Source organism: Roseibium sp., from assembly GCF_965233565.1.
GTDB lineage: Bacteria > Pseudomonadota > Alphaproteobacteria > Rhizobiales > Stappiaceae > Roseibium.
Genome location: NZ_OZ247494.1, coordinates 652,943 through 666,590 on the forward strand (window position 1 = coordinate 652,943; position 13,648 = coordinate 666,590).

Annotated in this window: 11 protein-coding genes; 4 read left to right on the plus strand and 7 right to left on the minus strand. The window is 55.2% G+C overall.

All coding sequences use genetic code 11. The features are described from left to right. Window positions 1-6: 6 nt before the first annotated feature. The 5 genes from ACO6TG_RS03105 to ACO6TG_RS03125 all read right to left on the minus strand — a co-directional run bounded on the left by ACO6TG_RS03105 (window position 7) and on the right by ACO6TG_RS03125 (window position 5,303). The gene (locus ACO6TG_RS03105) at window positions 7-831 is read right to left on the minus strand and encodes a phosphodiesterase (protein WP_422376814.1); all 825 of its coding nucleotides are present in this window, start codon (window positions 829-831) and stop codon (window positions 7-9) included. 72 nt (window positions 832-903) lie between these two features. Then, window positions 904-2,169, minus strand: a complete 1,266-nt coding sequence (locus ACO6TG_RS03110; RefSeq protein ID WP_422376815.1) for an extracellular solute-binding protein — start codon at window positions 2,167-2,169, stop codon at window positions 904-906. A 127-nt stretch (window positions 2,170-2,296) separates the two neighbouring features. Further along, complete coding sequence (locus ACO6TG_RS03115) at window positions 2,297-3,232, minus strand: carbohydrate ABC transporter permease (protein WP_422376816.1); 936 nt, start codon at window positions 3,230-3,232, stop codon at window positions 2,297-2,299. Beyond that, window positions 3,229-4,149 (minus strand): carbohydrate ABC transporter permease, encoded by a 921-nt coding sequence (locus tag ACO6TG_RS03120; RefSeq protein ID WP_422376817.1) that lies wholly within the window; start codon window positions 4,147-4,149, stop codon window positions 3,229-3,231. Before ACO6TG_RS03120 ends, ACO6TG_RS03115 begins: the two co-directional genes overlap by 4 nt. Then, complete coding sequence (locus tag ACO6TG_RS03125; protein ID WP_422376818.1) at window positions 4,149-5,303, minus strand: ABC transporter ATP-binding protein; 1,155 nt, start codon at window positions 5,301-5,303, stop codon at window positions 4,149-4,151. The genes ACO6TG_RS03120 and ACO6TG_RS03125 overlap by 1 nt, the downstream gene beginning before the upstream one ends. A gap of 116 nt (window positions 5,304-5,419) precedes the next feature. Between ACO6TG_RS03125 and ACO6TG_RS03130 the strand changes: the two genes are divergently transcribed. After that, window positions 5,420-6,310 (plus strand): LysR family transcriptional regulator, encoded by an 891-nt coding sequence (locus ACO6TG_RS03130; protein WP_422376819.1) that lies wholly within the window; start codon window positions 5,420-5,422, stop codon window positions 6,308-6,310. A 94-nt stretch (window positions 6,311-6,404) separates the two neighbouring features. On the opposite strand, the gene ACO6TG_RS03135 is transcribed toward ACO6TG_RS03130, so the two are convergent. Further along, complete coding sequence (locus ACO6TG_RS03135) at window positions 6,405-7,277, minus strand: N-acetylmuramoyl-L-alanine amidase (RefSeq protein WP_422376820.1); 873 nt, start codon at window positions 7,275-7,277, stop codon at window positions 6,405-6,407. 352 nt (window positions 7,278-7,629) lie between these two features. Here ACO6TG_RS03135 and ACO6TG_RS03140 point away from each other — a divergent pair, with 352 nt between their 5' ends. Next, complete coding sequence (locus tag ACO6TG_RS03140; RefSeq protein WP_422376821.1) at window positions 7,630-8,376, plus strand: hypothetical protein; 747 nt, start codon at window positions 7,630-7,632, stop codon at window positions 8,374-8,376. Between the two features lie 462 nt (window positions 8,377-8,838). Here the strand turns inward: ACO6TG_RS03140 and ACO6TG_RS03145 are convergent, their stop codons facing one another. Further along, entirely contained in the window at window positions 8,839-9,309 is a 471-nt protein-coding gene (locus tag ACO6TG_RS03145) for a GNAT family N-acetyltransferase (protein ID WP_422376822.1), read from the minus strand. A 1,138-nt stretch (window positions 9,310-10,447) separates the two neighbouring features. Between ACO6TG_RS03145 and ACO6TG_RS03150 the strand changes: the two genes are divergently transcribed. Both ACO6TG_RS03150 and ACO6TG_RS03155 read left to right on the plus strand, forming a co-directional pair. After that, window positions 10,448-12,502 (plus strand): sensor histidine kinase, encoded by a 2,055-nt coding sequence (locus tag ACO6TG_RS03150; protein WP_422378833.1) that lies wholly within the window; start codon window positions 10,448-10,450, stop codon window positions 12,500-12,502. Next, entirely contained in the window at window positions 12,502-13,641 is a 1,140-nt protein-coding gene (locus ACO6TG_RS03155; RefSeq protein WP_422376823.1) for a hypothetical protein, read from the plus strand. Before ACO6TG_RS03150 ends, ACO6TG_RS03155 begins: the two co-directional genes overlap by 1 nt. Window positions 13,642-13,648: the final 7 nt, after the last annotated feature.

The following is a 13,648-nucleotide window of genomic DNA, read 5'->3' on the forward strand; positions in this document are numbered from 1 at the left end:
CTTTTGTCAGCGCACCATGGTCAGCCGGTCCCAGTCGGCATAATCCGGCGAACCTTCCCGGCGGATCTCGCCCTGGTAGCCAAATTCGACCATATGCACCATGACCGAATTGTCACCGGCAAGGATCACGGCATAGGCCTCCGGCAGGTCTGACGCGCTCAGGTTCCGGTCATTGCCGAAATCTGGCCAGCCCGCATGGTTCGTGCCTCGCGGCGCGCTGAACGGTACCCCGTGAAGCGACCCGCAGAGCGGCAGGTGGCAATGACCGTGAAAGATGTGCCGGATCTTGTCGGCATGCCGGGCAACAAGCTGGCCAAAGGCTTCTGCTTCCTGCAACATGATCTGGTCCATCGGTGCAATGCCGATCGGCACAGGATTGTGATGCATGAACAGGAACACCGGTCCTTCCAGACGCTCCAGCTGCGTTGCCAGCCAGGCTCTGCGCGTTTCGCAATAAAAGCCGGCATGGCTGTTCGGTCCCCAGCTGTCGAGGACAATCCCTGTCCCGACAGGAAGGTCAAAGACCGATTGCACGAAGCCATTGTCGTCTGATGTTTCGGGAAAGACCGACAGGAACACATCCCGCTCATCGTGATTGCCGATGCACAGGTGAACCGGGAACGGAACCGGCGCCAACATCTCCTTGAGCCGAATATAGTCTTCCCGATCGCCCCAGTCAGACAGATCACCCGTGATGACGAGGGCATCTGCGTCGCCATGCAGATGAATGGCATGCGCAAGGGCTTTCTGGAAATTCGCGTTCGGATCCCGGTCGCCGATGGTCTCACCCGGTTTGGTCAGGTGAATGTCAGTGAGTTGAAGAAGTTTCACCGCTTTCTCCAGATTGTTGTTGTGATTGAAAAACGCCGCCCGAAACCGGGCGGCGTTTCCTGGAAGTCCGGATCAGTTGGCGGACGGCAGCAGGTCCTGAACTTCCTCGTGAAGCTCTTCCTGCAGCTCGCTCATGTCTTCATATTCACCGGTCACGACGCCTTCGATGCCGTCATAGATTACCTGGGTGATGGCAAGGCCGTTGTCACCCGGATAGGCCTGCCAGTCGCGCAGCAGCGGCAGCTGGCGAACGGCGGTTTCCTTGTTCGGGTTGTCTTTGTAGAAGTCGGCCAGGATCACCTCGTTGGCAGCCTTGTTCGGCGGCATGTAGCCGGTGGTGCGGGCAACTTCGGCAGCGCCCTGACCGGAAGTGATGAATTTCAGCCACTTCCAGGCAGCTTCCAGCTCCTTCGGATCATCGGAAGTCGAGACCAGCAGAGCGGCGTTGCCACCAGCCGGAAGGCCCTTCGGACCGGTTGCTTCCAGACCCGGGAATTCGTTGGTTTTCAGAACGAAATCACCCTTGGCGCGTTCAACAGCACCCAGAGCGGATGTCGACCAGAACATCATGCCGATTTCGCCGGCGGAGAAGGACGCCAGAGCGGCTTTCCACTCGATGTTCTGCATGTCGCAGCCACGGAACAGGGACTGCATGGTTTCCAGCGACTTCAGGCCTTCCGGAGACGAAATCTGGAAGTCGTTGCCTTCCATGGTCGGCTTGTCCTGGGACCACATCAGTGCCTGCAGGAACCAGTTGCCCGTGATGTTCCAGCCCCAGAACATCGGGTTCTTGACGCCGGCTTCGCGCAGCTTTCCGCAAGTGGCAACAACCTCTTCCCAGGTCTTCGGCAGCTGGTCCGTGGAGGTGATACCGGCCTTGGCCATCACGTCCATATTGTAGTAGCCGACCGGCAGCGAGACGGAGAACGGCAGGCCGTAAATGTCGTCGTTGAACGTGCCCAGCGCCAGCATGGCATCATGGTAGCCGTCCTTGGCGAAGTCTTCTTCCTTCAGGATGAACGGCTCCAGCGACTTGGCAATACCTTTGTCGACCAAGATCGCCTGGCGGTTCAGACCCTGCATGGTCACATCCGGCAGCGTGCCGGCAACGGCTTCGCGCAGGATCGTGTTGGTGCCGTCTTCGTAGGATTCGTAAGCGGCGCGGATTTTCACCTCGATGTTCGGATACTGCTCGTTGAACATCGGCAGGATCTTTTCATAGGTCACATCGAAGAGATGCGAATAGGGATAGGCGAATTCGATGGTGATCTTCTCGTCCTGAGCCTGGGCAGAGCCGGCGGCCAGAAGAAAAGCAATTGCAGTGAGACACTTTTTCATGAAACTCTCCGTGGTGTTGCCACGGGTGCGGCCCGGTCGCCAAACTGTCCGCACCCGGATGATCCCTTGCAGGATCAGGTAACGGGGCCGCCTCCAACGGGCGGTCCCGCCTCAAAACCTCTTGCGGTCATTTCATCCCGCTCAAGGTAATTCCCTCGATGAAGCGCCGCTGCGCGACCAGAAAGGCCACGATCAGCGGCAGGACGATGATGGTCGCTGTCGCCATCATCGGACCGAAATTGTCGCCATCCGCGTCGCCCTTGAACTCGCGCAGACCCAGCGGCGGCGTGAACAGGCTGCGGTCGCCGGTGATGACGATGCGCGGCCAGAAATAGTCGTTCCAGTGCGCCACGACCGAGAAGATGGCAAAGGCCAGGAGTGCGGGGATCGCGGTCGGAAGCATGACGTTCCAGATGATCGAGAATTCACTCATCCCGTCCATGCGCGCCGCGTCGATCAGGTCGTCCGGCACAGTCATGAAAAACTGGCGCATCAGGAAGATGCCGAAGACCGAGATGGTCCAGGGGATGACCAGCGCCGCATAGGAATTGGTGAGACCCAGTTTCGCCAACATGATGTAGAGCGGCAGGGCAATCGCATGCACCGGGATCAGCAGGCAGAACAGCACCAGGCCGAAGACCGCCTCCCTGCCCCAGAAGCGCAGTTTTGCAAGCGCATAGGCGCAAGGGAGTGCAACGAGGACCTGGATGAAGAAGATCGATGCGGTCACAACGACGCCGTTGAAGAGGTAACGCAGCAGCGGCGCCTTCTCGAAGGCCGTTGTGTAGTTGTAGATGACCGGCGTCACCATGCAGTCGGCAACATCCCTGCCGAGCTTGATGCAATAGTCGTCCCGGAACAGCTCCTGAGCCCCGAAGAACCCCCCGGTGTTCTGCATGATTTCCGCAGGGCTTTTGAAGCTGTAGCTGACCATCACATAAAAGGGCAGCAGCACAATGAGGCTGCCGAGGATCAGCACCACATGTTTCAGTGTTTCAGCAGCGGAAAACCGGAAGCTCGGCACGCTCACCGCACTGGGTTGCGAAAGGGCTGTGTCGCTCATGAATAATGCACCCGGCGTTCGACCAGCCAGCGCTGGATCAGGGTCAGGAACATGACGAAGCCAAGGAAGACCACGGTAATGGCTGCTCCAATGCCCATCAGGTTCTGCTGAATGGCCTTTTCGTAGATGGCGAACATCATGACATAGACCGATTTGGAAGGTCCGCCGCCTTGCGGATAGAAGGCCTCGACCGTGTCGAACACCTGGAAGGAGCGGATGAAGGAGATCGTCACCACGAAAACCGTGGTCGGGCCGAGCATCGGCCAGGTCACCAGCCGGAACCGGTCCCACGCCGTCTTGGCACCGTCCATCTCGGCAGCGTGATAGAGTTCACGCGGGACCGATGTCAGTCCGGCAAGATAGAGCACCATGTTGAACCCGAAGCCTTGCCAGACCCCGATAAAGGCCACCGTCCAGATCGCATAGTCGCGGTCGGTGAGCCAGAGCGGGAAGCCCCGTTCGCAGCCATGGGCGAACCAGCCCCAGGCTTCCAGAAATGAGCCGCAGCCGCGTTCCAGCGTGGAATTGACAATGCCGATGGTCGGATGAAACGCGAATTCCCAGACAATCGCCATTGCGATCAGGGCCGCCATCACCGGCAGGAAGTAGATTGTCTTGTAGAGATCGCCGAAGCGTTTTGTGGAGTTGATCAGCAACGCGGCCCCGAGTCCCAGCCCGACGGACAGCGGCACCACCACGAAGACATAGCGAAAAGTGGCGCCGAACATCTTCTCATAGGTCGAACGGGTGAAGATCTTTTCGTAATTCTCCAGCCCAACGAAATCCGCCCCCGGATTGCCGAGGCTGTAGCTGGTGAAACTGAGCGCCGCCGCCACGAGAATGGGCAGCAGAAGGATCAGCACCATCAACGTGAGGGCCGGGCCGACAAACCACAGATGGGCCCTGCTATCCGGCATCAGGCCACCTCCGCCACTTCGTTGGCCGGCTCCGACAGGTCGAGGCGCTTGCCATCCTTGCCGAAGACCATCGCCTGCCCGTGCAATCTGTGAAAGGACCGGGTTTCCCCGATGGAAATCTCTGCACCTTCAACCGGGGAGACACGCACCACCAGCCGCTGCGCGCCATCCAGAACGGAGACATGCAGGTAGATGTCAGCGCCAAGATTTTCCTTGTGCACCACGCGGCCACTCAAGGATTCTGGAGCGCCCATGTCACAGAGCGCGAGATGTTCAGGTCTCAATCCGATGGTAACAGAACCGACAACCCCATTTGCGGCGACACGGGCAAGAACCATCTCCCCGCATCGGGCGTGACCGGCTTCATCGAGCGTGCCGGGCAGCAGATTGATTTTCGGGGCACCGACAAATTCCGCGACACGCATGTCGTTCGGATTGTTGTAGATCTCGTCTGGCGCACCAAGCTGGAGGATGTTGCCGTCCATCATCACGGCCATCCGGTCCGACATTGTCAGGGCTTCGGCCTGATCATGGGTGACATAAACGAATGTGGTCTTGAGCGTGCGGTGCAGCTCGGCAAGCTCCGATCGCATGTGAATGCGCAGCGCGGCATCCAGATTGGAGAGCGGCTCATCCATCAGGAAGGCCAACGGCTTGCGCACCATGGCCCGGCCCAGCGCCGCACGTTGGCGCTGCCCGCCAGAAAGCTGCCCCGGCTTGCGATCAAGCAGATGATCTATCTTCAGGATCTTCGCGGTGTCTTCGACCTGGCTGAGAATGGCGCGATAGGCGCCCCGTGCCATCAGGGGACCGGCAAACGGCAATCGCTGAACCGTCGACAGGTCCCGCAGTTTCAACGGGGTCATCATGTTTTGCGCGACAGTCAGATGCGGGTAAAGCGCATAGGACTGGAACACCATGGCCAGGTTCCGGTCGGCCGGACGCACGCTTGTGACATCCCTGCCCCCGATCTCCACGCGTCCAGAAGTCGGCGCCTCAAGGCCAGCCAGAATGCGAAGAAGGGTCGACTTGCCGCAACCCGACGGTCCGACCAGCGTCAGGAATTCACCATCGGCGATGTCGAGATTGATCCCCTCCAGGACCCTGGTCGTGCCGAAGCTCTTTTCGATTGCCGATAAGGATATGGCTGTCATCTATGCCCCCAATGTCTGGCGGGCACACTAGGGGCACCGGTTGAACCGTCTGTGACGTAATATTAGCGTCGCTAATAGGAGCTACGGTTCGGCAGCGCAGATATTATGGAACTGTCATGAACACCCCTCCAAGCCCCTACCAGGTCAAGGCCTTTACCTTCGCCGCGCGCGAAGGCTCGATCTCAGCTGCCGCGAAGGCACTCGGCGTCACGCAGTCGTCGGTGACGCAACATATCGCCAAGCTGGAAACCCGGATGGGCACACAGCTCTTCATCCGCCGCCGCTCCGGCCTTGAGCTGACCCGTGCAGGAAAGGAGCTGTTTTCCGTGTCAGACCGGCTGGCGACCGTGGAGCAGCTGGTCACCGAAAAAATCAGCGACTACAGCGCCCTCACTGACGGACACATTCGCCTGATCGCCAATGCCCCACGTCCGGCGATGCCGATCATCGCCCAATACGGGCGGCTTTATCCGCAGATCCAGATCGACTTCACGCTCTACAACTGGACCACGGCGATGACCTTGTTGGCCGAACGACAGGTAGATATCGCCATAGTGACCGACCCCGAAGAGAGCCCTGCCCTGTTCACGCATGAGCTCAGACGGTCCAGCTACAAGGCCCATATGCTGAAAAGCCATCCCCTGGCGAAACGCAAAAAGATCTCGCTCGCCGATCTCCAGAACGAGACCCTGGTACTTCCTGAAGATGGCTCTCTCACTCAGAAAGTCGTCCGAAGAAAGTTCCAGGCGCACCAGCTGAACCTGCCTCGAATTCTGCGAACAACGACATTCCCCATGGTCAAGGAAGCCATCCTGCACAATCTCGGTATTGGTCTTCTGTTGGAAAACAGTCTTTTCCCGTCTGAAAAGCTGACAGCTGTTTCCGTTACCGAAATGCCGGAAGGCTATCGCGACTGCATCGCCATCCCTGCCGACAAGCGTGAACTACGCCTGATCAGGAGTTTTCTGGACGTGGCGGTTGAAGTCCGGGCCGGCGGCGGAATGTGAAGATCGAAAGTCAGACAGCTATCGGGCCGTTCGTCCGAACCACCACCCCGATCGCTTCGGCACGCGCTCGCCGACCGGGCTCGCTACCACGCGATCAGGCAGGTGTCTTGGCGACGGTGTCGAGGTCCTTGCCCTTCGCCTTCAAGGCGGCATAAGCATCCTGGCAGGTAAATGTCGTCCAGTAGGGAACAACTACAGCGTCACTGTCTTTCTGAAAATCCCGCAAGGCAGCCTGGCTGAAATTTCCCCAATGCCCGTCATCTTTCCAGCTGCCCAGATCGTATCCGAGCGCAATCAGAACGCGTTGCCGCGCCACAGTGGTCCAGAGCGGAGACCAGATCTCTGGAATGGAATTGTCATCATAGATGGCGCGAAGAAGATCGGCAAAACGCATACCGATGACATCCTGCTTGTAACCCGGGCAGATATCGTGATGACCGTGATGGTGCTGCCAGGGAATGTGCGGCCATTTTCCAAGGATTTCCTTGCCGACGGCAACCATCATTTCAAACTGCTCAGACGGCCAGTCCGGAATGGTCCAGATTGACCTGCAATTTGTGTCGACATAGTCCTTCCAGCCCGGTTGCGCCGGGTGCCCAGGACGCGCATAGCCGATATGGGCCGTTTCAATTCCGATACAGGCACGCGAGCCTTTTGTCGTGTTGGTTGATTTCTTCCCGTCCCAGCGGATTTTCTGCTCAATTCCGGCATGCCAGGAACGATCCGTCAGCCGCACGTAACGATCGACGCCTTCCTTGAAATTCTGACCAACGCAGTAGTGCGCTGAAACTCTGCTTTTGACACCTCCGGCGCCGCCCTGGAGCACACCGCGACTGTCTTTCAAAGTACGCATGGCCGTCCAGTGCCATGTCACGCCCATGGGCTTGTGGTTTGTTGCGGAGGTCCAGTCAGGGCTGACGGCATGCCCCTTGTAGAGCGGAATATAGTAATCTTGATATTTGAACATGAAAATCTCCAACAAAGTAGATATTTGAATAAAGCAAACAAATCCCGGCCCACAGATTCATTTTCCTCGAAATACATTGAATCTGTTTCTCAATTTCCGGTCACGACACACCATTCAGTTTAAGAAAAATCTATTTTCGCCGCACTCGGACCAAGCAATATTTTAAAACTTAACACAAATTAGGAATATGATACAATAACGCTCTCATTTTGATTGCAATTTTCATTGTGCTGGGTCTGAGACCTTCATTTCATAGGGACTGAAATTACACCTCCTTCACCGTCAATGCGCGCCCCTGCCCCGACAAGGGCCCGTAAAACCAGTTTTTACCTCGCCGAGGAGAGCCAACGCTATGCTGAACGTTAAGGCACTTGACCAGATCAAACCCAACTCGGAATTGATATCGCTGACAAAATCCCGTTTGCAGGCCGTCCAGCGCGGTTTGGCCGTTTGCGCTTATCCGGTTGGCGAGGCAGACGGGCTGCATGGCCCCAAGACCCGGAATGCCTTTGCCGAATTTGTCGCGGACAAAAAGCTCGGTGATCCCCGACTGGTGTCAGGAGAAGCCGTCGATTTCCTGAAGGACAAAGTCGCCGAGGTCCTGAAAATTCTCAACGCGCCCGCAAATTCATCGGACCAGGTGATCGAGCGTATCGGTGAAGCCTTCCGGTTTATTGGCCTGCCTCACAAGGCACAGATTGCCTACGGTCTTGCAACGGCGCGTTGGGAAACCAACCATACGTTCGAACCTGTCAAGGAGGCCTATTGGCTGTCGGAATCCTGGCGCCGCAAGAACCTGAAATACTATCCCTATTATGGACGTGGCTATGTTCAGCTCACCTGGGAAAACAACTATGAGCTTTATGAGAGCATACTGGGCTTGGATCTGAAGGACGACCCGGACATCGCACTTCGCCACGATGTCGCTTTGTTCGTGATTGCGCATGGCATGAAAATGGGCAGCTTTACATCCAGAAAACTTGAACAATACATCACCAAAAACAGCACCGATTTCATCAATGCCCGACGAGTCATCAATGGCACTGACAAGGCATCTGAGATTGCCGCTTTAGCAGAACAATATCTCGACGAGATCTGAGCTGGATTTCTCCGTCCGGCAATACGTGGAATGAGACCTTGCCCCGCGTGCACCTGCCTCAAATGGCAGGACATGCGGATCCTGATGGCGCATTCCTTGCAGCTTCCGCGTGGCCACACCCTGGCATCGTTCAAAACCCTGGCATCGTTCAAACCAAATAACCCGCAAAGGCGCCAGGTCGACCGTGGGTGCTTCACGATCAGTCTTCTGAAGGGAAACCTCAAGACACCGTTGAAAAAACCGTCATTTAAACGGCTTCTACGTTTGGAATGGCCGGCACCAGGCCGTAAAGCCCTCCTGGGCTGACGGCAATCGTCGAGGCATGTCAGGACGGCTAGCCCTTCAACAAACGGTCGGTCGATATCGAAGGACGTGCGGATATACTGGAAGTTAGGGGCCGGCCAATCCGGACTGCGAGCCGCCACGGGCGTCAACTTCAAGAACGCCTCCGCGAACAGGCCCTCATGGTGAGGTCTGCGACGGTGGCGCCAATTCCGCAATCATTTCGCCATCTTCGTCGAGACCGACTTCGACAAATCCGAAGCTTGCATAAAAGTCTTTTGCCACAGGGTTTTGCGGGTGGTAGCAGATCTTGATCTTCTTGCAGCCGGGTGCTGACGAAATGTGGGCAATCGTCCGATCCAGCGCCTTTCGCCCGTAGCCCTTTTTCTGATGCCGCTTGTCGGTCATCAGTCTGCAGATCATGTATTCGCCCGCCAGGCCTTCGGCCGCCAGCGACGCAAACATCACAAAACCGACGATCTCGTCTCCGGCATAAACCGCAAAGGGAGTGCAAGCCGTTTCGTAAGCAGCCTCCGCCAGCGAATAGGCATTGGAGGCAACGAAGTGCTCCTGCGCTTCTTCCAGCTCAAGATCGACAACCGTCTCCCAGTTGGTCTTGTCGATTGGTGCCAAACGGATTGCGGGTTTCATGGCATCACCTGAGTAAAAGATCTGAGTTGAAACGCTCTTGATCAGCGTTTGCCGTCAGCCTTGGAAACCGAAAGAATGAGCACCGCATACGCAGAGGAACACCGCCCGGCCGAGGAACAGGATCGATGTGGGCTCGGCAATCAGGGTTTGCAAGCCGATTGGCAAAACAACCCGCCGCAATTCCGGGCGCATGGTCCCGATTTGCGCAAGCGCTCTGCGCTCAAGTAGCTCCAAGCGTGGTCGCGCAAACATTATTTATAGGTTAGCGGAGTGCCGCATCCCGCGCTCAAGAAGGCCAAAGGCCGTTAGCGCAACAAGGGTTGGTGCAGGTGAGCGGAGCGAGCTGGAACCGCGCTCAAGTAGGCCGAAGGCCGATAGCGCAAAAAAGGATGGTGCGGGCGACGGGACTCGAACCCGTACAGCCTAGGGCCGAGGGATTTTAAGTCCTAGATGAAAACTCATAACCATCTGTTTTTGTTTATTTTATTTTAGCAAGTTGTGTGTATGTGTAAGATACTGTGTAATAGTTTTTTCATGAAATTCAGAATGTTGCCGCAAAAAGCGCACGCGGCGCGCGCGCCGCTACTTATCCATTTGCCCTTCCCAAGCCAATCACAGGCACCGGCAGGCAGGGTCAAGGCTTTACCGCGTCAGCGGGGCCGAACGGCCGCCTTGAGGCTGACAACGGGCCCGTCACTTAAAAATCAGGCAAATGACCTCAAACGCTGATGAAGGCGGACGAACCGCATAGCGCGGTTCGGATCGCTTACGTTGGCCGACGCAGCACACCGGAAGCGGTGTGCATTGCCTCTTAGTGAAGAGGTTCGACCAAAAGGGCACACTGGTCCAGACATCTCTGATACTTTTAATCACAATGTGTTAGATACATATCAAGTTCGAAGATCTGACTAATTGCTGTTCTTCTAACCTTCAAAAAGGACTGGAAATTTCTAGCGCTTGCCTGTCACCATGTTACAATCCGGCAACTTATACGGGAGGCGAAATAATAGATAAAACACTAAAATTCAATCCACGTGCGAGAATTATTCGGACGATCGGCGACCAACTGATTAGCGGCCCCGAAGCTGCAATCGTTGAACTGGTTAAGAACGCATACGATGCCGACGCATCGCGTGTAATCGTAAGGTTTACTCCTCCCCTTCACCCAAATGCAGGGACAATCACCGTCTCTGATGACGGGCACGGTATGCCACTGTCTGTAATCCATGAAAAATGGATGGAACCGGCCACAACTTCGAAGCTTCTCAACCGAAAGTCTCCTAGGGGCCGCACGATGATGGGCTCCAAGGGAATTGGTCGATTTGCCGCAGCAAAGCTCGGCAAGAAAATGGCATTGAATTCAATTGTTGAAACTGAAGGTACCAATACCGAAGTCCTTATCCCCGAGATTGATTGGGATGATTTTACCGGAGATCGCTACCTTTCAGATATCGAAATCGAATACCTAGAGCAAAAAACTCAGAGTGGGACCGGAACGCTTATTGAGATCCGCGAACTTCACGACTTTTGGAACAAGCAATCTCTAAGCAGGCTACTTCTTGAACTACGAAGACTAATTTCCCCTTTCGGAACAAGAGAAGAAGACAGAGACTTCCGGATTTACCTGGATTTGTCGGATTGCACAAAAGAAACAACGACGTTCGATGGCAGGGAGCTGGTACAAAGCGCATTTGGCACAGAACCTGAAGAATCTGCGGATCCTCTCGACGCATTCGAGGTCAAACCCTACCCCTTATTGACGGCCTGCGATTATGAACTCGCCGGGCATTTTGACGAAAACGGCAAGTTTCAGGGGACATTTCAGATCCGGAGAGGAGATCAATCGCCTCAGGACATCGAGCTTGAAATATCGGGCAGTGACGATGACCCGCAGCCAGGCCCCTTCGATGTTCATTTCTATATTTTTGACCGTGAGGCTGAGCCACTCAAAAAGAATATGCGCGAAGCCGGTCTCGGGGATTTGTCAGTCGCAGAGGCACGCAGGATTCTCAACGAGGTTGCCGGAGTTGCGATCTACCGGAACAGCTTCCGGGTTCGCCCCTATGGAGATGAAGAAAACGACTGGCTGACGCTTGACACACGGCGCGTTCAAGACCCGTCACTCCGCATCGGTCACAACCAGGTCGCCGGCTACATTACGGTCCAGGATACCGATAAATCGGAATTGGTCGAAAAGAGCAGCCGCGAAGGCTTCGAGGACAACGCAGCATTTCGGCGGCTACGCGAACTTTCTCTCGCATTGCTGTCGAGGGTGGCCGAACCTCGCCGTCAGAAGTTTCGTGAAAAGGCAGGCCTTTCACGTAAACGCAAAGGTTCCTTCAACGATGTTCGTCGCGAGGCTGAACTCGGAAGAATAAGGCAGGCTGTTCTTCGTCTGGTACCGCCGGAGAAACAGGCAGAAGCAGAAAAGATAATCAGCTCTGAAGCAGCCAGTCTGCAGGTACAGATTGACCAGCTCGAAGAACGGCAACGCGTACTGGAGGCAAAGTCATCTCTCGGTGCCATTATCGGGGAAGTCTTGCATGAAGGTGCTCCAAGGGCAGCCTACATCGCCGGAACCTCTCCCAAGATATCCGGCCTCATTGAAAACCTGCTCGCCGATCCATCGCGTACCGAAGTTAAGTCGGACCTGCTTGGAAAACTCAAACACCTTCGCGACAATGCAAGTGGATTGGCAGATCTTTTCCGCCTCCTCAGACCTCTTGCGGGAGGAAAACGCGGCAAACCGGAAAATTTCAATCCTCACGCCCTGATCAGTTCGACAATCGAGATTTTCGAAACGCACGATCCGCAAATCCAGATCGAAAACACCGACAAGGTCCATTTGGTTACGGGGTATCCGGGAGATCTCTCGACTGCGATTATCAATCTTGTTGGAAACGCAATCCATTGGCTGGAGGGGTCCCGGATCGAAGACCCCAGGATCAACATCACCCTGAAACGAGCTTCCGATGGAGTGCGTATTTTCATTACAGACAACGGACCAGGTATTGATGAAGAATTCCACGAGTTGATCTTTGACGTGGGCTTCAGCCTAAAGGAAGGCGGAACTGGACTTGGTCTCAATATCGCGAGGGAAGCTCTTGCCAGATCTGGTGCAAAACTTTTATTTCATCCGGAAACGGAGGAAGGAACCATATTCGAGATCTTTTATCCAAGGGAATTAAAGTAATGTCGAAAGTGCTCAGGATTTTGTTGGTCGAGGATGATGAAGCCCAGATCGATTCTTTCAATGACGCTGTGAATGCATGGAATGTGGCGAACGCGGCGAACGAAAGGAAATTCAATTATCAGGTTGCCGGGAATGTGACAGAGGCCGAAAGTCTCATACAGGGCAGCAGGATAGATTGTGCCCTGATCGACATTCGGATCCCTGCAAGCAAGGAAGAAAAGCCCAAGCACCTCAACGGCAACCAGATTATCAATTCCTTACTCCTCGAACGCGGCCTTCCGATCGGGGTCATTAGTGCAAACATGAGTGAACTGGAGCCCGAAATTGCAGACAAGCAGCACGTTCGCCAGTTTGACAAAGGCGATGAAAATACAGCTGAAAACGCCGTTTGCTGGCTTGCAGAAAACTGGTCAATGATGGAAGTGCTGGATCTGGTACGTCACAGGATGGAGCAAGCCGGAGCCGAAATTTTTGGCAAGAGACTTTGGCCTCAATGGAACAGTCTTCCCGTTACAGATCCGAAACAGACTGCGGAAATCGTCGCCCGGCAATACGCATCCCATCTCGTTGACAAGCTTGGACTTGAGCATCCCGAAAACATCGAGTGGCATCCGTATGAAGCCTATGTATCACCTTCCTTCCATGAAATGCGCGCACATACCGGCGATATTTTCCAACTGGAGGAAGGGCATTTATGGATTGTGGTCAGCCCGCAATGCGATATGGCAACCCAGAAAATCCCCAACGCAATCCTGTGCATCTGTGAGCCAGGGATTGACGGCTGGGACGGACAGTTGAACAAAGCTCAGGATGTGGCAAAGGAAGAGAAGAGAAACAAGGCCCTTGATTGGATCAGAAAAAAAACCAATCAGGAAATGCCGGTATCAAAGCATTTTCTTCCACCGCTTCCAGGTAACTTCGATCCTCTCGTCGTGAACTTTTCTGCGGTTCGCACCATGTCTCTGGAAGACTTGAACAAGGCAGAAAACCTGAATAGAAGAAAAGCCTCCGTTTCTTCGCCATTTCTTGCAAACGTTGCACAGAGATTTGGTGCTTACATCAGTCGAACCGGTCAACCCAATATCGATCCGGCAACATTTTCTCCCACTCCGAAAGAGGAGCCTGCCGAAGGCAAATAATGCCGCC